The sequence below is a fragment of the Nostoc sp. genome (assembly GCF_035638895.1).
Lineage (GTDB): Bacteria > Cyanobacteriota > Cyanobacteriia > Cyanobacteriales > Nostocaceae > Nostoc.
Window position 1 is genome coordinate 1 of record NZ_DASQZC010000715.1, and the last position, 20172, is coordinate 20172.

The 20172-nt window shown below is 41.9% G+C and carries 16 protein-coding genes and 1 tRNA gene; 9 read left to right on the forward strand and 8 right to left on the reverse strand.

The window, feature by feature from the left end; genetic code table 11:
* Window positions 1–914 (reverse strand): DNA cytosine methyltransferase (locus VE944_RS33805; protein ID WP_324988106.1); only part of this gene is annotated, 914 nt, incomplete at its 3' end.
* A gap of 288 nt (window positions 915–1202) precedes the next feature.
* Between VE944_RS33805 and VE944_RS33810 the strand changes: the two genes are divergently transcribed.
* Window positions 1203–2474 carry a glycosyltransferase family 4 protein gene (locus VE944_RS33810; protein ID WP_324988109.1) on the forward strand — a complete coding sequence of 424 codons (1272 nt, stop codon included), beginning with the start codon at window positions 1203–1205 and terminating at the stop codon, window positions 2472–2474.
* Between the two features lie 117 nt (window positions 2475–2591).
* Here VE944_RS33810 and VE944_RS33815 read toward each other — a convergent pair whose 3' ends face one another.
* The 6 genes from VE944_RS33815 to VE944_RS33840 form a co-directional block, all read right to left on the reverse strand.
* Window positions 2592–3929 carry an iron uptake porin gene (locus VE944_RS33815; RefSeq protein ID WP_324988113.1) on the reverse strand — a complete coding sequence of 446 codons (1338 nt, stop codon included), beginning with the start codon at window positions 3927–3929 and terminating at the stop codon, window positions 2592–2594.
* 155 nt (window positions 3930–4084) lie between these two features.
* Window positions 4085–5092: a phosphotransferase gene (locus tag VE944_RS33820; RefSeq protein WP_324988116.1), complete on the reverse strand. Its 1008-nt coding sequence runs from the start codon at window positions 5090–5092 to the stop codon at window positions 4085–4087.
* Window positions 5093–5244: 152 nt separating this feature from the next.
* Window positions 5245–7080 carry an ABC transporter ATP-binding protein gene (locus VE944_RS33825; protein WP_324988118.1) on the reverse strand — a complete coding sequence of 612 codons (1836 nt, stop codon included), beginning with the start codon at window positions 7078–7080 and terminating at the stop codon, window positions 5245–5247.
* Entirely contained in the window at window positions 7081–8262 is a 1182-nt protein-coding gene (locus VE944_RS33830) for a glycosyltransferase family 4 protein (RefSeq protein ID WP_324988121.1), read from the reverse strand.
* A gap of 3 nt (window positions 8263–8265) precedes the next feature.
* Entirely contained in the window at window positions 8266–9537 is a 1272-nt protein-coding gene (locus tag VE944_RS33835) for a glycosyltransferase (protein WP_414690192.1), read from the reverse strand.
* Between the two features lie 37 nt (window positions 9538–9574).
* Window positions 9575–10861, reverse strand: a complete 1287-nt coding sequence (locus VE944_RS33840; RefSeq protein WP_324988127.1) for a glycosyltransferase family protein — start codon at window positions 10859–10861, stop codon at window positions 9575–9577.
* 593 nt (window positions 10862–11454) lie between these two features.
* On the opposite strand from VE944_RS33840, the gene VE944_RS33845 reads away from it, so the two are divergent.
* From VE944_RS33845 to VE944_RS33880, 8 genes are all read left to right on the forward strand, one after another.
* Window positions 11455–13011, forward strand: a complete 1557-nt coding sequence (locus VE944_RS33845; protein ID WP_324988129.1) for a sensor histidine kinase — start codon at window positions 11455–11457, stop codon at window positions 13009–13011.
* A 6-nt stretch (window positions 13012–13017) separates the two neighbouring features.
* Window positions 13018–13686, forward strand: coding sequence for a response regulator transcription factor (locus VE944_RS33850; RefSeq protein WP_324988132.1), 669 nt, complete (start codon window positions 13018–13020; stop codon window positions 13684–13686).
* 28 nt (window positions 13687–13714) lie between these two features.
* Complete coding sequence (locus tag VE944_RS33855; RefSeq protein ID WP_324988135.1) at window positions 13715–14845, forward strand: HAMP domain-containing protein; 1131 nt, start codon at window positions 13715–13717, stop codon at window positions 14843–14845.
* Window positions 14846–15167: 322 nt separating this feature from the next.
* Window positions 15168–15626, forward strand: coding sequence for a ribosome silencing factor (gene rsfS, locus VE944_RS33860; protein WP_324988138.1), 459 nt, complete (start codon window positions 15168–15170; stop codon window positions 15624–15626).
* The gene (locus tag VE944_RS33865; RefSeq protein ID WP_324988141.1) at window positions 15623–16123 is read left to right on the forward strand and encodes a CGLD27 family protein; all 501 of its coding nucleotides are present in this window, start codon (window positions 15623–15625) and stop codon (window positions 16121–16123) included. The genes rsfS and VE944_RS33865 overlap by 4 nt, the downstream gene beginning before the upstream one ends.
* Before the next feature lie 94 nt (window positions 16124–16217).
* Window positions 16218–17171: an asparaginase gene (locus tag VE944_RS33870; RefSeq protein WP_324988144.1), complete on the forward strand. Its 954-nt coding sequence runs from the start codon at window positions 16218–16220 to the stop codon at window positions 17169–17171.
* A 46-nt stretch (window positions 17172–17217) separates the two neighbouring features.
* Window positions 17218–17294: transfer RNA gene (locus VE944_RS33875), tRNA-Met, on the forward strand.
* A 105-nt stretch (window positions 17295–17399) separates the two neighbouring features.
* Window positions 17400–18854: a YcjF family protein gene (locus tag VE944_RS33880; RefSeq protein WP_324988147.1), complete on the forward strand. Its 1455-nt coding sequence runs from the start codon at window positions 17400–17402 to the stop codon at window positions 18852–18854.
* Window positions 18855–19163: 309 nt separating this feature from the next.
* Here the strand turns inward: VE944_RS33880 and VE944_RS33885 are convergent.
* Window positions 19164–20172 (reverse strand): anti-sigma factor antagonist (locus VE944_RS33885; protein WP_324988150.1); only part of this gene is annotated, 1009 nt, incomplete at its 5' end.

Below are 20172 nucleotides of genomic sequence, written 5' to 3' on the forward strand. Positions count from 1 at the left end.
TAACGCCATCTATGCAGACGCTTGAAAGACTTTTTAGAATCATCTCCTTCATCAATAGAAGCAAATCGTGTGATCCCTGCCCTTGGTTGAAAACAGTTCTCAGCATTGGGATGCTTCAGCACATTATTTTTTCTAAACCAGTATTCAACTGTTAATTCTTGAGGTATGCCTTCAGGGCAAGGAATGATGGAATTTTCTTGGAATGGTTCGCACTGACGCCAAGGATAAGCAAAAACCCTTGTTTGAGGATATAAAATATGATTTTTCCAAGGAAAAGTATCTTCAGGTAGAAACTTTTCACTACCGACTTTTATTCCTGTATCTTTGATAAAACTATTCCGGAAACCAATGAGAATAATTCTTTCTCTATCTTGGGGTACGCCATATTCGATAGCATTAATTAACCGCTCTGTTAATATATAGCCTGCTTCCAGTAATTGTTGCTTGAGCGATTCAAAAAATAAACGGTGTTTTTTTGTTCTCCACAATCCCTTAACGTTCTCAAATAAAAAGAAATCTGGAAGATTACGGCAAATTAATTCAACGTAAGAAGCGGAAAGCTTACCATTATCTCCTAAACCTCCTCTATTTTTCCCGCCAATAGAAAAATCAGGGCAGGGAGGCCCCCCAATGAAGCCGACAATATTATGAGATTTACGACAATCTTGTACTAGCTCCCGTAGGTGTTGTGTTTGTAACCCATCAAGAAGTTGGGTTACATCTCCTACTTCTCCATCATGATACCCGTATTCTGGTAACGGTAGATTGAGAACCTGCCGTGAATACCGGTATGCAGTCATAAATGGGGGAAAGATTTCATTGACGTAAACAACCTTAAAACCGTTGGTTTCAAAACCTAAATCTAAGAAACCTGAACCAGCAAAAAAGGAGAAAATACAAGGGCGATCGCTCATTCAATAACTACTGCCGTAAAACAGTCTTAATTAATATTGAAATGCATAGGGTTTATACTTACGTACCGATCAAAAATGAACAATTTTAAGATTGCTTCAGTTGTCACAAAATTCACACTTTCTCTAAGTGTTTAATATCAAAATTTACTCAATCTTTAAGGAAAATACCTGACAGAAAAAGAGTCTGAAGTCACAATTAATAAATATAGGAGTTTTCAAACTCTAAATCATGTTTAAGACAAATATTTGTCATGAAATAAAAAACCGGGGTACTTCGGACTAATTTTTATGCGAATTTTAATTTACTCCTACAACTACTATCCAGAGCCAATTGGTATTGCCCCACTGATGACTGAATTAGCAGAGGGACTAGTGAAACGTGGGCATCAAGTGCGCGTAGTTACCGCTATGCCCAACTACCCTGAGCGTCAGATTTACCAGGAATATCGGGGCAAGTGGTATCTCAACGAATACAAAAATGGCGTTCAAATTCAACGCAGTTACGTTTGGATTCGTCCCCAACCCAATCTATTAGATCGGGTGTTACTAGATGCTAGTTTCGTTGTCACTAGTTTTGTGCCCGCCCTCGTCGGTTGGCGTCCAGATGTTATTCTCTCAACATCGCCATCCTTGCCAAGCTGTGTACCAGTTGCTCTTTTAGGATGGTTACGTGCTTGTCCTGTAATCTTAAATCTACAAGATATATTACCAGAAGCAGCCGTCCATGTCGGTCTACTGAAAAATAAATTGCTTATAAAGTTATTTACAGTGTTGGAAAAATTTGCTTACCACACTGCCAGTAAAATTAGCGTCATCGCCGATGGGTTTGTAGACAATTTGCGATCTAAGGGCGTAAAAGCTGAGAAAATTGTACAAATTCCCAACTGGGTTGATGTAAACTTTATCCGCCCTTTCCCTAAAGAAAATAATCCTTTCCGCGCCGCACATAACCTGAATGGCAAATTTGTAGTACTTTATTCTGGCAACATTGCCCTAACCCAAGGCTTAGAAAGCGTTGTCAAAGCTGCTTCTGTGTTGCGCCATATCCCAGATATTGTTTTTGTCATCGTTGGAGAGGCAAACGGTTTACAGCGATTGCAACAAGAATGTTTAGACTGCGGCGCAAATAATGTTTTGCTACTGCCATTTCAACCCCGCAAATCATTGCCACAAATGTTAGCAGCTGCCGATGTTGGCTTGGTGGTGCAAAAGAAAAATGTTGTATCTTTCAATATGCCGTCAAAAATTCAAGTGCTACTTGCCAGTGGACGAGCTTTGGTTGCTTCTGTCCCCGATAATGGTACGGCAGCAAAAGCCATCAAGCAAAGTGGCGGCGGAGTTATTGTTCCTCCAGAAGATCCCCAAGCTTTAGCAATGGCAATTTTAGATTTGTATCAAAACCCCGAAAAAGTCAAAACTCTGGGTTATAAAAGTCGCCAATATGCCGTTGAAAACTATGCTTTTGAGCAAGCTTTAAATCAATATGAGTCGTTGTGTTACTCATTGACAGCAGAGCGTGGAGCAATTCAGTCCACAAGAATTACCAAACAAGAAGTTTAGTTTACAGCAGTAGGCTTAGATTAGACAAAGTGCTAAACTCAAAACCCTAACAATTCTGCTCCAGTTGCTCTGGCTGTTGCAGCGTGATTTTCGTACCCTGTTGACACTGGGCTGTACTTAGTAGGTAAATGTTGTCCTAACGGTACCAACATAAATGCTACCATTACTATGATTATGTTCTGGACTCGTAATCACAAATAATCCCGGAGTTATTGCCAGATTGTCTGTGACTTGATAGTGGTAAAAGGCTTCCAGATGTAAGGACGTATCCTTATCTTTGAAGGCATCACCGAAACTATTATGAGTCACTTTGGGAGGTTGACCCACAGTAAATCCTGCAAAGCTGCCTTTTCGTCCGATATCTCTGAGAGCTAGTAGCACTGCCCATGTGAAAATGGACGCATTTGGATTTGCTGGTAAATCTTCTGCTTTTGCATGAATAAAACCAACTCTACCACCGAGAGTAATAACTGGGCTAAGTTGCCAAGCAGCTTCTGCACCAAATGAATTAGCAACGATCGCATCTGCCTCATCATTAAATGGATCACTGGTTAATTCGCTTCCAGTTCCCGTCTTCAAATTGTTATGAGAGTGAATATAGGTAAGGCTGAGTTCTGTTGTTTTAGTGGGTTCGAGGGTTAGTTGAGCGATCGCTCCGTAAGGGCTAGCAAAAATCCCCTTCTCTGAATTAGCTGCATTGCTGCTGATATATCCTAATGACAAATTCAAAGCTTTATTCAAATTATGAGAAATACCGATACCTGCGCCACTACCTTGTCGGCGAATCGGATTTTCTCGTCCAAATGTAGAAATCGATCCATCTCCACTACCGCTAAAAAGAGGATTGACACTAGGAACAAAGTCGCCTAATCCTCCTCCCAACCCGTAGAAAGTCATGCGGGTTCGTTTACCTAGTGGAAATCTGTACTCTAGCTCATCTACTTCCACCTCATTTTCATCGTCACCATCAAATCCCAAATTTGTCATTTGAGTTCCAGTTACATCTTCTAATGCTGGTGTGTTCCTTGCTTGTAAGCGCACTTCCAATTTATCTTTTCCAGTAAAACTGCTTACGAAGCTGAGACGAACGCGATCGCTCAATACTAAATTTTCATTTATTGGTTTACTGCTGTTGGCTCTCTTTTCACCAGCGAATCCAGTGACAGCAAAGATGGCTTCCGCCTCAAGCTCAACATAGGGGGAAAACTGTTGCGTTTCTAATGCAGCAACGTTGGTTTCTAATAAAGTAACTCGTTTCTCAAGGGTTTTTAATTCTGCCGATAATTCCGAAACAGATGTGATTTTACTTAATGCATGATTATCAGCATTAGATTCACTGAAGTGATTAGGTTTATCGGCAATCGGTGTTGCAATAGCTGGAGTTATGCTACTCGAAGTGCATGAGATAATTAAACTACTTAAGCAAAATTGTCGCCAATAAGTTGAAGCTAACAATGCTCTCTCCTGAAAATTAGCAATTAGAATATAGGAATTTGAACACCAAGATGAACCGCAGAGGCCCAGAAAACCCAGAGATAATAAGGAGAGATTTTTACGAATGATTTAGGATTGTTATAGAATGTTGTTTATGCAGAAAATAAGAGTTTAAATCATGATGCGTTTTTAATATGTAAACGTTGTTCACATAGATTTAATAATGTTTCTGTAAAAGAACGACGTTCTAAAAATTGGGTGCTAATGTGAATATGTCGTACTAATGTTAAGGTAATGTAGGATTCAATTGAAGTTTTGAATTCTTCATTTGTAAGCTGAATAAATCTTTTAGTTAGGGCAGTTTCCCAATTGTGTAATGCTTCTGAATTGCCAAGGATGCGAAGGCTGTATTCTTTAATATGAGCAATAAAGTTACCGATATCAATGGCTGGATTACCTTCACAATATAAATCAAGGTCGATGAGATACAAACGAGAACGATTAATAATCACTTGATCGGGATAAAAATCTCGGTGGATGCCACAGCGCTTGAGTTCTGGAGTATTTTCTCCTAAATGATTAGATGCTGCTAATATTTGTTCTAAGCGTTTTTTCCATTCTGGATATTGTTGCATCACCAATGGAATCCTTTCATTCAAGATTCGCAGTTCGTCTGACATGGCATGAGAACGGCAAGGAGGAATGTTAGTTTGGTGAAGTTTATGAGCAACTTCAGCAATTCGTTTTGCTAGGAAAATGGTGTTGGTTTGAGTTAAGAATTGAGTGGCAATCGCTCCTTGAACTTTTCGCTGCAACCACATCTGCCATTCGGGGATTATTCCTATAGGTTGCGGTACTGAAATTCCATCAGCACTATCATCTGCAAATCCTTTTTGCCACAAGTATTTTTGTAATTCATAACTATTAAAGTCTGTTCCTTTAGCTCGGATTTTGCCAATTAGTGTAATGGTTTGCCCGTGATTATTCAGCAATTCATATTCAATCAAACAACGCCGCCCTGGTTTGTGGCGAATGACTTGAATTTTTTGCAGTTGAGCGTTTTCAACAATTGGCAAGTACTGAGTGAACCGTTGTTGTACTTTTAATGGATCAAGGGCTGCTGACAAAAATGGCATTTTGGAATCAGTTACACTGTTAAAGCGATCGCTGACGAAAACAGTCATATTTTTTCGCCTCTAAATATTAACTGGGCGTAAATCTAAAAACTCTTATCGAAACAGAATTCAGCATGAATAAATTCTGTACAACTGGTACGATTTAGTGGTCTAGAAGAAAGTGAAGAGTCTGAATTCCCTACTAATTGATTCTGAATTCTTCAAGTCATCAAATGATTTGACTTTTCCTCAGTTCGGATTGCAGTCTGCATTTGATACAATGCCGCATAGCGACCATTCTGTTGCATTAATTCCTGATGAGTGCCTTGTTCTAGCACCTGCCCATTTTCTATGTAAAGAATTATATCTGCGCGAGTTGCAAGATACAGATCATGAGTAATTAAAAAGGTGGTGCGATTTTGCGAGAGCCGTTGTAGAGCATCAACGATCGCTGTCTCATTACCTTGATCTAGCCCAGTTGTGGGTTCATCTAAAATCAAAATTGGAGCTTGGCGAATAGCAGCGCGGGCGATCGCAATTCGTTGGCGTTGTCCGCCTGAAAGGGTTGCACCTCGTTCTCCTACAAGTGTGTTGTATCCTTGGGGTAAAGCTTGGATGAAATCATCAGCATTAGCTAGACGAGTGGCTGCTTCAATTTCTGCATCCGACACGCAGGCAATACCGTAGGCAATATTTTCTCGAATGGTAGCGGCAAATAAGAGACTGTCTTGCAAAACTACACTAATTTGTGGGCGTAATGATTCCAATGTGTACTCGCGGATATCCCGCCCATCAATCATGACTTTACCCATCGTCGGGTCATAAAGTCGTAATAATAGACTTACTAAGGTAGATTTGCCACCACCTGATGTACCAACGATCGCTACTTGCTGCCCTGGTTGAATGCTTAAATTGATGTCTTCCAGCAGAACTTGTCCTCGTTCATAGGCAAAGTGAACGCGATCAAAACAAACCTCACCTCGGAAAATTGGAGCCGGTATTGCATCCGGCAAATCTCGAACATCAGGTTGCTGTGATAATACATCTAAAATTCGCTCACCAGAAGCAGCAGCTTTAGCAAGTCTTCCGGTGTACTTAGCAAAGTTCTGAACTGGCTTAAAGGCATTTTTGAGATAGGTGAGAAATACCAGCACATCACCCGGTGTCAGAGCATTTTGCAATGCCAGCCAAGAACCGTACCATAAAACAAGTGCTGTTCCTAGTGCAATTACAGCATCAACGGTTCGTTCGAGATGAGCCGCAAGGCGTTGGGTTTTGACGCTCTCCTTCAGGCTACGCTGATTTTGTTGAGAAAAAACTCGCGCAAAGGCATCTTGCAGTGAGAGGGCTTTGACTAATTTTATGGCAGCAATTGACTCAGCCGCCGTCGCCGCCACAGCCCCTTCTTGTTTGCGTTGCTTTAATGAAGACTCACGAATTCGCTGACTCAGCCGATTCGTGACTAATGCAAACAATGGTAAAGTGAGCAGTGCAAGTAGGGTGAGGCTCCGATTTATCCAAAGCATCACGCTAATCATGCCAAACAGCGTCAGAATGCTCACCACCAATGGTAATGCTGCCGTGATCATAATTTCTTGCAGACGGCTAGCATCGCTACTTACACGAATAATTAAATCGCCGCTACGAGCTTTGGTGTGGTAAGACAAAGACAAATCTTGAAGATGACAATACAGATGATTACGTACCTTAGTCATGACTCGGCTACCTACTGTTGCTAGTCCGACAGTACTCCAATAGGCGGCAAGTGCGCGTAATCCGGTAATGACAAGGACTGTAACTGCTGAAACTGTCAGTAATGTAACTGGCTCCAAGCGATCAACTAATGGGATATTGGTAGGTTGATCGCCTCGAATCAAAACGTAATCAAAGACAAACTTTAGGGGCCAAGGTTCCAGCACCCGTAGTCCGACATCCGCAACCAGAGCGATCGCAGAAATCAAAAGTAGTCCATACTGTTTCTGAATGTAAGGCCAGAAATAGTGTAGTACTCCCCATAAACCGGGAATAACTTTTTTCTGTGGCTTTGAACGTCCCATTTATCGTCTCACCTCCACTTGGAATTGAGACGGAGTATTTAATCCAGCTATATGCAAAATCTGTTGCGCGATCGCCTCCCAAGTGTGATGTTCTATGACTGTTTTCCGCGCCGCTTGTCCCAAAGAATGGCGCAAAGTAGGCGATCGCCACAATTTTTCTAATGCCTCTGCTAAGGCGATCGCATCACCTGGTGGGCAAAGAATCCCATTCACCTCTGTGTCAATTAGCTCAAGTAATTGCCCAATACCACTAACAACTACTGGCAAACTAGCCGCCATATATTCATAAACTTTCAACGGTGAAAAGTAAAAATCGGATTCAGCCGGATATGGTGCAACAGCAACATCCATTGCTGCTAATAATTTCGGAATTTCATCAGGATTCACTGCTCCGGTGAATTTAGCATGAGAATATAATCCTCGTGCCAATAATTCGGCTTCGAGATTTTCCCGTTCAGGGCCATCGCCAACAATCAAAAGTTTGGCATTGGGAACTTGTTGATGCAGTTGAGCAAAAGCTGCTGTGAGAATTGGTAATCCATGCCACGGTTTTAATGTGCCGACAAATCCCACTGTAAAGGTTTCTGGTTGTGTTGAAAATGCACGATTAAAAGCAGAGAAGCGATCGGGATTTACACCATTTGGGATGACATGAATTTTGCTACTTTTGACATAATTCATTAAGTAAGTTTTCACTTCAGCTGAAACAGCAATCAGTGCTGTAGCAGATGGAAAAACCCGATTGGCGACCTGTTGGGCGCTATGGCAATCAATCAAGCCACGATGTTTTGCCTGTTCAGCAATCAGAGGTGAATTGACCTCTAATAATCCGGGAATTCCCATTGCTTGGGCAAATTGCATTGCGCTATAACTCCAAAGAGAGTAACGCTCATAAATTAGGTCAAATGGGCCAAATTTCTCCAAAGCTGAACGCAAATCAGGATTAATCGATAAGGCAACTTGCTCTCGCACAGAGCGTTCTAGTTTTGGGATGGCTGGAAGTTGATGAACTGAAACATTAGTTAAATCTGCGGGTGGCTTTCCACCAATGCGAGTGGCAAACAAATCTACTTGGATATTTTGCCGTTGCAATGCTCGAATTACTTCTTGGACATGAATAGAGCATCCTTTTTGCCCAAATACAGGAATTCCTGGATCGGCACAGATATAAGCAATTCGCACGCTCTAAACCTCCTGAACTACTTTTAAAGTCATGGCAGCATTCGGTTCAGCCGCATGAAATATTGCTCGTAATGCTGCGCTATTGCGATGAATGTCAAACTCAGATTCAATTAATTGTCTGGCTTGGGTTGATAACTTGACTCGGAAGGCGGGATTGCTAAGGAGTTGTTGAAGTGCGATCGCTAATTGTTCGGCATCATGTTGTGGCACAATTAATCCAGTCTGGCGATCGCGCACTAATTCGGGAATTCCAGTCACATCTGTACTTACACAGGGCGTTCCCAATGCCATCGCTTCGAGTAAAACTGTAGGCAAACCATCCCGATTGCCATCTTGTCCAATAATATATGGAGCTGCAAACACAGCAGCTTGCTGCATCAATTGAAATACATCATTTTGAGGACGTGGGCCGACAATTTCCACAGTAGATTGCAGCCCTAAATCTTGGATTTTTTGTTGCAATACAGCTTCTAATGATCCTGTTCCCACTATTTGACATTGGAAATCACAATTTATTCGCTTCAGAATCGCACAAGCATCTATTAAAATAGATAGCCCTTTCTTCTCAATTAATCGACCGACTGAGAGAATCAATGGAGGACGATCAATCGGGGAAGAATATTGTAATTGTCGTAAATCTAAGCCATTGTAGATGCGTTGAACTCGCTTTGCAGCTGCACCATAAGTTTTTTGCAAATAATTGAGGTTATAGCCACTGACAGTTACGACAGTGGCAGCATCTTTGAGCTTGCGTTGCATATCCTCAAATTCAACACTTTCATGAAAGATGTCTTTAGCATGAGCGGTGAAGGTGTAGGGAATGCCCGTGAAGTGAGATGCTAATCGAGCTACACTGGTTGCAACAGTGCCAAAGTGAGCGTGAAAATGGGTGATTCCTTTGAGTCGCGCTTCTCGTGCTAGCCATGCAGCTTGGTAAACAGTGCTAGCTTGTTCACCTTGAGCAAATGCCAACTTTGACCAAAAATCTGGAATAACTTTACTCGCTTCTTGTAATTCTGCCCAAAAATAGCTTGCTGCTGTGGGAGCAAGACTATTAAGGGATTTGCTCATTCGACCTTGAATTGGCTTACAAATGTAGTTGACGGTAGCACGTACCTGGGAAATAATATTTTGAAAGTGAGTGTCACACGGTGCCCTCAAAGCAAAAATTTCAATATCTAAACCAGCCGCTTCATGAGCCAAAATTTCATTGACGACGAAGGTTTCAGAATAGCGAGGATAACGTTTAAGAATGTAACCAATACGGACTGACATAATTCGTAATTCGTAATTCGTAATGCGTAATTCGTAATTAAGATGCTTGATGTGATGAATGATGAGTAAACTTGAGTATTTCATTTACGAATTGAGGAATACGGGTAAGTCCATCAAAATCGATACAATTACGGGCTTGTAGCGGCTCACCTGACTCCATTAACCAATCAGTTAATGCTTGAGGTTTCAGATGATCTGGGTGCAGCATATCAACGAAACCAAGTGCCTGTAAGCGTTTGGTACGGATAAACTGCTCTCGACGGGGCTTGATTCGGGGTACAATAAGCGATCGCTTTTGAAATGACAGCAATTCGCAAGTTGTGTTGTAACCACCCATAGCAATGACGCGTTCAGCCTGATTCAGCAACAGCGTCGGTTCAGCTAAATATTTCAACACCCGCAAATTAGAACGTTTAGCAGCATACTTCTGAAGCTGTTGCTGTACTTTTTGCGACATGAACGGCCCCGTCAAGATGATGCCGCTCATCTCTGCTGGTAGTTCAGCAAGAGCAAATGTTTCTGCCAGACGCGCTCCATCTTGTCCGCCTCCCACCAAGCACAACACGAATCGTTCAGATGGCAAATTCAGTGATTTCAATGCCTGAACGCTATCCATATCTACGAATTTCAGGCGGTTACGCTGGTCAAGATAGCCAGTGTAGCGTAATTTTGCTAAAGTCTTTGCATTGAAACGATATTCCTGTGCTAGGTCATAGATGGCTGGATCACCATATACCCAAACCGCATCATAGTAGGTTTGAATCGCCTCTTCATTAGCTATTCTTTTCCAATCTCGATGCACGGATGTGGGATCATCTAAAATATCCCGTAAACCTAAAATGCAGTGCGTTTTTCCTTGGGTACGCAAATAATTTAGTGTTGGTTCTAGCTCTCTTACCGCTCCTCGCGGTACATTATCCACAATCAGAATATCGGGTTTAAAAGTTTTAATGGTGGTAAGAATAACTTGCGATCGCAGCGTAATAATTTCCTGCAATGATAGATCCAATCGTCGCGCCTGATATTGCCCATCAATATTTTTGTGCAGGGCAGGTAGGGTCAAACAATCAACCCCTGGTAGTGTTATTACGTTGCTGGCATCTTGTATCCCACTAATGAGCAAAACATCAATTTCTAGGGCTGAACATCCTAAAGTTTGAGCAATCAACAAATTACGGCGCTTATGTCCCAGCCCCATTGTGTCGTGGGAATATAAAGCAATGCGACATTTACGAGCATTGCTAGATAAACTACTAACCTCTGAAGACGCTATGCTAGCCGACGTTCGTGCTATTTTTTTAATGGGGGTTAACAAGTTTTTCATCTGTACTCCTGACAAACTTTTCATCTGGTGGCTGACGACTTGCAAATTGAGTTAACACTTTTATCCAAACTTTAAATTTTGATTTTTGAGTTAAATTGACAAATTAATGATATGCTCACTTTATGAATTAAATAAAATAAAAACATCCCACTTTTTCATGTCTTTATTATTAGAATTTGCTTATTTTTTCTACTAAAATTAATAGGTTTTATTTTTTTAAATTAATAATTTCAAAACCTAAAGTTAAAATCAGATTATTATTCGGTTAACAAAAGTTAAACACTACTTTATAAATTATCAATTTCTTATTAAAAGTGCATGAGAAATTGATGAAAATTCTCTCATCAAAAATTAATTAGTAGATTGTAAGCCTTAAACCAATTCGCAATTCGCAATGACGCTCGCGGACTCGCTAACGCTTCGCTATCGCGGACTCGCCTTGCGCGTCGCTAACGCAATTAAGTTTTGAGATGGGGATTTAAACCCCTTTCTCATTACAAGCAATTCCCTTTGGGGATGGGGAATTAACCCCTCTTGTTTGTTAAACCGAGTATTTGATGAATTTAAACAGCCTCAAATGAGGATGAGTCAAAATGAGCAGGGTATTAAACCGTTTTTGCGATCGCATGTCTGTTTTCAAAATATCTCAGTTGCTTTTAGTTTGGCAGCAACTATTGGGAGAAGCACGCACCCGGATTTTGCTCTGGTACTTGCTGATTTTAGGAATAACGTTTCTCATTGCTATTCCGGCATTTCGCTATCAGCTATACCAGCGCATTGATGAGCGGGTTCGTCAGGATATGGAAGGAAATATGATAGCTTTTAAGGCGCTGATTAAGGGCGAAAAGTTTGTTATGGAGAATAGACTCACTGATGACTCAGAAGAGATATTGAACGAGTCAATACTATCTGGAGAAGAACAAATCACTACTCCAGCCTCCGTAGAAGACTTAATCAAGCTTTTTAGAGCTTATTTGTTGTATCGGCGACCAGAAGATGAATCCTACTTTATCACTTTTCTCAATGGTGAATTCTATAAATCTAGTCCTAGCAAACGCCCTAAGCTTTTAGCCAGAGACTCATTACTTATGAGACGGTGGGCAAAACAGACCCAACCAGAACAGGGAGAACAAGAATTTTTCGCCCCTGATGGTAGTAATATTCTTTACATGGTGGAACCCATTACTATTAATGGACAAACACGGGGAGTCTTTGTCGTTGCCCACAATACCGCCGGGAAAAGGACAGAAGCCTTAGAAGCAATCACTGTGATTATTCAAGTTTTCAGCTTAGTGTTTGTGGTGTCGTTAATCCTTACCTGGTTTGCTGCGGGGCGGATACTCTCTCCTCTACGGACAATTCTCACTACAGCTCATGCCATCAGTGAGTCAGATTTAACTCGGCGTTTGCCTGTGCGAGGTAAGGGAGAACTGGGGGAACTGGCGAAGACATTCAACGAAATGATGGACAGACTAGAAGCAGCCTTTGCCAGCCAGCGTGAATTCGTTAACGATGCTGGACACGAACTGAGAACTCCCATCACTATTATTCGTGGACATCTAGAACTGATGGGAGATGATCCCCAAGAACAACAAGAAACCGTGGCACTGGTCATCGGAGAACTAGATCGGATGAGTCGTTTAGTTGATGATATGATTTTGCTGGCAAAAGCAGAACGCGCCGACTTTTTACAGGTAGCAACAGTAAATGTGGCAGATTTAACCAAAGAATTATTTATTAAAGCCCAAGCACTGGCAGAGAGAGACTGGCAACTAGACTCTGTGGCCAAAGGTCAGATTGTTGTTGACCGTCAAAGAATTACCGAAGCCATGATGAATCTGGCTCAGAATGCTACTCAGCATACTAAAGAGAGTGATATTATTTCCATAGGTTCAGCGATCGCCAAAGAAAAGGTGCGCTTCTGGATACGCGATACAGGCGAAGGCATTCCACTGGTCGATCAAAAACGAATTTTTGAACGCTTTGCCCGGTCTTCCAAAAGTCGGCGTCGTTCAGAGGGGGCTGGGCTGGGGCTTTCTATCGTGCGAGCGATAGCAGAAGCTCACGGTGGGCAAGTATTACTTCGTAGTCAGTTAGGAGCAGGTTCGATGTTTACCATCGTTTTACCGCTCGATCCCCCTAATAAATAAGCGTCTATGCCCAACATTCTCATCGTTGAAGATGAACCCCGAATTGCCTCATTTATTGAAAAAGGGTTGCGATCGCAAGGGTTCACAACAACAATTGTTACAGATGGGTTGTATGTGCTGGATGTCATCCAAATCGGAAGCTTTGACTTGTTAATTCTGGATCTAGGTTTGCCTGGAAAAGACGGGTTTAAAGTACTCGAAGAACTGCGCGGACAGGGAGAAGACATACCTGTGATTATCCTCTCTGCCCGGAGTGACATTCACGACAAAGTTGCTGGACTAGAAGGGGGTGCAGATGATTATGTCACCAAGCCCTTCCGATTTGAAGAACTATTGGCGCGGGTAAGGTTACGGTTGCGAAGTACTAGACCTGCCAGAGATGCCCAAGAATTTATCCTCAAAGCTGGTAATATTGAGCTTAATTTGCGAACTCGACAAGTGAAAATAGGCGATCGCCTAATAGAACTACCTGCCCGTGAATTTGCTATGGCAGAAATGTTTTGCCGACATCCACAACAAGTAATCAGTCGAGAACAACTCCTAGATTACGTTTGGGGTTACGACTATAACCCAGGTTCTAATATTGTCGATGTGTATGTCGGTTATCTCCGTAAGAAACTAGGTAGCAAACTGATTGAGACAGTTAGAGGCATGGGTTATCGCTTGCGAACGTAGTGCTGAGTGCTGAGTCTTGAGGTTCAATATGAAACAGCATCACAACTTCGATGAACTGGCTTTTGACCAGTCAAACAACCCTTTGCAATCAACTCACTCCAGTCCAGACAAAAGTAATTCTAGATATTGGTTCAGCCATCTGAAGGTTGGTCAAAAGATTGGCATTGGATATGCACTGATTTTGAGCATCGCTGTACTGGGAACTAGCATTGGGTTTCTAATTGCAGATTATTACCAGCGACAAGCGCAAAAGCGGGAAGAAGCGGCGATTGAAGAGTTATATAAGATGTACCAACTGAAAACCAGTGTGTTTCGTGTTCGTACCAACCAACACAAGCTGATTTTATACATGGATCAACCAAAAAGATGGCAAGAACAATATACTTTGTTACTTAACTATGTTGAGCAAGCTAGACAAGTTTGGTTTGAGTTCAAAACTAACTACAGCATTGAGAACCCGAATCTATACGATTCTGTAATTGAACAACAAGCTGTTCACCGCTTGTTGCAGGTCCACAAAGGCTTTAATACTTACTTACAGCGCACAGAGGCTCTGTTTCACGATAATAATCCCAGTAAATTATCAGCAAACGATATCAAGACAGCACAAACTCAACTGTTCAATTTCATGCATAGCTCATCAATTTTTATGATTGATGATTTTCTCGATGACATCAGCAACCTTGTGGAAGTCATAGCTCAAGAGTATCAGCAAGCAAATTGGGAATTGCGAAGGGCAGAGAAATTACGTCTAAATATTATCTTATGTAGCCTGTCACTATCGATCGCGATCGCCACATTATTAGCAATTTACACTAGTCGGGCCATTGCCCGTCCTATTCAAGCAGTCACCCATGTTGCCCAACAGGTTACAGAGGAATCTAATTTTGATTTACAAGCACCCGTAACAACTAATGATGAAGTTGGTATCTTGGCTACTTCCCTCAATCGTTTAATTTTGGAAGTTCAGCAACTCATCACAGTTCAAAATGATGCTAACGAACAGCTAGAAGTATACAGCCAGGTACTAGAAGAGAAAGTACGCGAACGAACACGGGAGTTAAATGAGAAAAATCTCAGCTTAAATTTGGCATTAGAGGAATTACGGTCTACTCAAGCTCAACTCGGAGAAACTGAGGAAAATAGCGAGAAAACCTGAAAAATCAATATTTTTAGCTGAAAACATGCTAAATATTAATCCCAACTGCTGATTGCTAATGTCGAAATCTAAGCAGCCAATTATCAAACTAGTACAGCACGGCGTAAATAAAGCAACCATTTAAAATCGTTCAAAAGCCTATCTTATAAGCTTTTTGACTTTTGACTTTTAACTTTTGACTTCCGCCTTGCGGTACTAGCCCCATAGACCCGCGTTTTTTTGTTAGTATTCAAAAAAACCTATTGACACATTTTCAGATCAATTGTTTCTGATTTGTAAGTAAATGTAAACAATTGTTTCAAAAGAAAGCACCTGAGGTTTAATGACTGATTATTTCCAAGGCAATTTCCCATTACAATCTGTTCCACTGACGAAGAGTGTGGTAAAAAGCCACGCCTATACTGAAGAGGAAAGCGGAAAATTAGCTGTGACGATCGCAGAAGCTGGATCAGACCGCAAAGCGGGTGAGATTATATTGCTCAAAGTAGCAGAGGTATCTTACCTAGCTGATTACTTTGTGATGATGACTGGCTATTCTAAAGTACAAGTCAGGGCGATCGCTCAAGCAATTGAAGGAAAGGTCGAAACTGAGTTGCAACGGCGTCCCATAAGGACAGAAGGAAAACTTGAGGGAAGTTGGGTACTACAAGACTACGGTGATGTGATCGTTCACATCATGATGCCCAAAGAACGAGAGTTTTATAATTTAGAAGCGTTCTGGATTCATGCAGAGCGTATTTCCCTTCCAGAATCTGATGAAGGTGAAGGTAAGCCAACATGATTAGGTCTTCGGTTTCAAATTGCCCAGTTCCTACAGACCAACAACCGCTTAATGAGTACGAAGAGTTAAAAAATTCCTGGCTGTTTCGTGATACCACTTTAGATTTGCGCGAGTATATCACGAAAATAGCTTGGATTTGGGGTTTGTCTTGGCTGGTCGCAGGGCCTGTGGCAGCAGCAAGTTTTCCTCCGAACAAGTATATTGCACATTTTATCCTTTGTGGTGCGGCCGCCGCGAGTGTTGGCGTAGTGCTGGCACTGGTAAGGTTGTACTTAGGCTGGTTCTACGTGTGCGATCGCCTTTGCAGCCCCACAGTCTTTTATGAAGAGTCAGGCTGGTACGACGGCCAAACTTGGACAAAACCACAGGAAATCCTCAACCGCGATCGCTTGATTGTCGCATACGAAATCAAACCTATTCTGCGGCGGTTACAATTTACCTTTGCTGGGTTGGCGGGAATGTACGTTATTGGTACTATAGTTTGGCATTTGTTTTAAAAAATCATTGGTCATTAGTGATTAGCTAAGGATTAATGACCAATGACCAATGACCAATGACTAATTAATTAAAAAAGGTAATAAATATAAACCCATGACAATGGGAAAACGAACTCAAGCCGCAGCACTGGAAGTCCGGTTGCTGCGGGAAGGTATTATTGAATCCAGGCATATAGTCCAGGCTGTTGTATGCGACGAACGAGGACGGGTTCTAACCGTTGCCGGGAATTCTGAAACTGCTGCATTTATCCGTTCAGCGCTCAAACCATTTCAGGCACTCGCAGTCACCACCACAGGTACACTGGAACGCTATGACCTCAGCGATCGCGACTTAGCAATTATCACAAGTTCCCATAAAGGAAGAATAGATCAAGTCCGACAGGTATTTAACATCCTTTGGCGGGCCGATCTTGACCCAACTACACTCCAGTGTCCAATTCCTGAAGGTAAGCACAGTCCTCTGGAATACAATTGCTCTGGTAAACATGCGGGAATGTTAGCTGTTTGTCAGCAACGCCGTTGGCCTTTGAATAACTACTTGGATCGCAAGCACCCAGTACAGCAGTTGATTTTGGGCAAAGTAGCAGAATTGCTGCGAATGCCAGCAGCAGAATTTATCAGCGCTCATGATGATTGTGGCGCACCAACTTATCTGATGCAACTCGGTCACATGGCATCTTTATATGCACTGTTAGCCTCTAGTACCAATCTGGATATGGAGCGCATTGTCCGTGCTATGACTCATCACCCCGCGATGGTGGCTGGAGATGGAGAATTTGATACGGAACTGATGCGCTTAACTCCAGGGGAACTGGTCAGTAAAACTGGTGCCGAAGGAGTGCAGTGCATTGGTAGACTCGGTGAAGGCTTGGGATTGGCAATTAAAGTTATGGATGGGGCAAAACGAGCAAAATACGCCGTGGCTATTCACTTACTCCAGCAAATGGGTTGGATTAGTCCCAGCGCCGCCGAAAGCCTCAGTGAAAAGTTTGTCAGCTTGGGAAAATACAAGCGTTTAGAAGTAATTGGAGAATTATCATTTTTGTAGTTGCCAAACTCTTGACTATGGGTTATGATAAAAAGGTCAAGAGCGGCGCGGGATAGAGCAGCCTGGTAGCTCGTCGGGCTCATAACCCGAAGGTCAGTGGTTCAAATCCACTTCCCGCCACCAAATGAAAGATAAAATAAAAACCCTACAATCAGTGAAGATTGCAGGGTTTTTGTTTTATTTTGATCTATTCTGGAAGAAATAGCCATTTAAAAGGCGCGGAAAATCATGGTTGTGAAGTTGCAGCGACCAATTTTAGTGGGAGGATTGGGACTTTCCTTTTCTCTGTGGATGTTGGACAGTTGGCACGATTCTATAGTGCAGGTGGGTGAGTTTGGTTTATTGAGTGCCTTAGCTGTAGGCGGTGGTTTGTGGTTATTCCAAAAAAATCGCCCAAAAGACAGTTTAGAGCAGTTAGATGGTATGGTAGTGGATCGGGCGGCTGTAGAAAGTGCTATCGCTAAAACTGAAACTGTAATTAACCAACTGGCACAAGAAGCAGAAAACCACACAGCATTAGAGACACTACGAGAACAAGTTGCCCAATTGTTGTTCGAGTTAGACAGACAAGAAATTAAAGTTTCTGTGACTGGCGGTAAATCCGTAGGTAAAAGCACTTTAATTAAAGTGCTAAAGGAAAATGTCGAGACACGAAATTTGGTGTCTCTAGAAGAAACAGCACCTTTATTTAGAGAAGCGGGTGACAATTCAGATGCACCTGTTTTAGCAGAAGTGGCAAAATCTGATTTTGTTCTGTTCTTAACAAACGGTGATTTGACAGACTCAGAATTTCAAGCCTTACAGCAGCTAAAAGCAGCAAATCAGCCCACAATCCTGGTTTTGAACAAACAAGACCAGTATTTAGCCGATGAAAGCGCCAGCGTCTTGCTGTCATTAAAACAGCGAATGCAGGGAAATGTAGTTGCAACTGCGGCCTCTCCTATTCCCATCAAAGTCCGAAAGCATGAGGCTGATGGTTCTGTGCAAGAGTGGATGGAACAACCAGCACCAAATATCCAGCAGTTGACCCATCAGTTGGGTGAATTGACACAGCAGGGACAACGGCTAGTTTGGTTAACAACCATGAGAAAAACAGGGTTGTTGAAAGCTGAGGCGAAAAACTGGTTGAATGGAACTAGACGCGATCGCGCTACCCCAATTATTGAACAATATCAATGGATAGCTGCTGCTGCTGCCTTTGCTAACCCAGTCCCAGCCCTTGATATCCTGGCGACTGCGGCAATTAATGCTCAGATGGTAATGGATTTGGGTAATATCTATCAGCAGAAATTTTCCTTGGAACAGGCGCAAACCGTAGCTGGAACAATGGGAAGTTTGATGCTGAAACTGGGTTTAGTTGAACTTTCTACAAAAGCTATTAGTACTGTTCTAAAAAGTAATGCCGTTACCTTTGTTGCTGGTGGCGTAGTGCAGGGAGTAAGTGCAGCTTATCTGACTAGAGTAGCAGGGTTAAGTCTAGTTGAATATTTCCAACAGCAGGAAATAGCAATAGATTCTGGCACTGGTTTGAATTTGGAGAATTTGCGGCAAACCTTACAAAAGGTATTTGGGCAAAATCAGCAGATTGGTTTTTTGCAGGGGTTTGTTAAGCAAGGCATGAAGCGTTTGTTGCCAGAAGTGCAGCAGGTTGAAGTAGTTGGTATTCAGAAAGCGGTGGGATAATCTGATGCAGAAGATTACCAAATTTTAGATTTTAGATTTTGGATTTTGGATTGAATAATTCAAAATCCAAAATCTAAACTTGGTTTTAATCCCTCAATTTTAATTGGGGATACAAACTAAAGAAACATCTTTATTGAAATAAAGATTATTCATCCGTGTGGTCAATCTAAAATTTAAAATCCAAAATCTAAAATCCAAAATTAGCTGTAGGTAAACCTAAAATTTACCCAAGCCTAAAAATAGGCTTGGGTGTATCTAACAATTATTGTGATTGGGAGTTAACAAAAAATTGTGAATAAGGGTAATTAGCTAAACAGCACCACTGTTTCTATTAAACAGAATAGCTATAGTTTTGAAAATTAGCTTTAAATCGTACACCAAACTCCAATTTTTTTGATACTGCAAATCTAGGCGAATTACATCTTCAAAACTACGGACTGTAGAACGCCCGTTTACTTGCCATTCGCCAGTCATACCAGGCTTAACATCTAAACGTTGCCACTCCGGTACTTCGTAGCGTTCCACTTCATCGGGTGTAGGTGGTCGAGTGCCTACTAAACTCATCTCTCCTTTGAGGACGTTCCAAAATTGCGGTAATTCATCAAGACTAGTTCGCCGTAAAAAGCGCCCTATTTTGGTAATTCTGGGGTCATTCTCATTTTTGAAAAAAGCACCTTGCACTTGGTTTTGAACTTGGGATTTCTTCGCTTCTGCATCCACACACATGGAACGGAATTTCCAAATCTTAAACCGTTTCCCCATCCAACCACAACGAATTTGACTAAAGAAAATGGGCCCGGGATCATTAATTTGAATAGCGATCGCAATCGGAATAAATAAAACTCCTGTAATTAATAAACCGACCACAGACCCCACAATGTCTAACAACCGTTTCATCCAAGATGCCACAGAAGGGTGAGTAGTAGGTAACTGCTCTGCTTTACGGGAAGTTGTTTTCCGATTATCTACTAAGTCTTCCTGTTTGATTAGCGGCCCATCATCTACAAGCTCTAAAGGAAAAACCTGATCCAATCCCGTGAGTTTTAGGACTGCCATTACTTGAGGTGTTACATTCCGCAGTGTTAATGTAATCCCTTGAGTCTGGGAGTATTTAAAATTACTGACCAGCGCACCTAAGCCACTACTATCCATAAAAGTAGTTTGGTGAAAGTCAATGATGATTTGCTTAGGATGTGAATTGGGCTGGATTAAGCTTTGGCAGGTTTGCTTAAAGCCTAAAGCCTCCAGGATGCTCAACCGCTTAGGCATCTGCACTATAGCCGTGTCGTTTAGGGAATTAACTGGAAAATCGACCTCT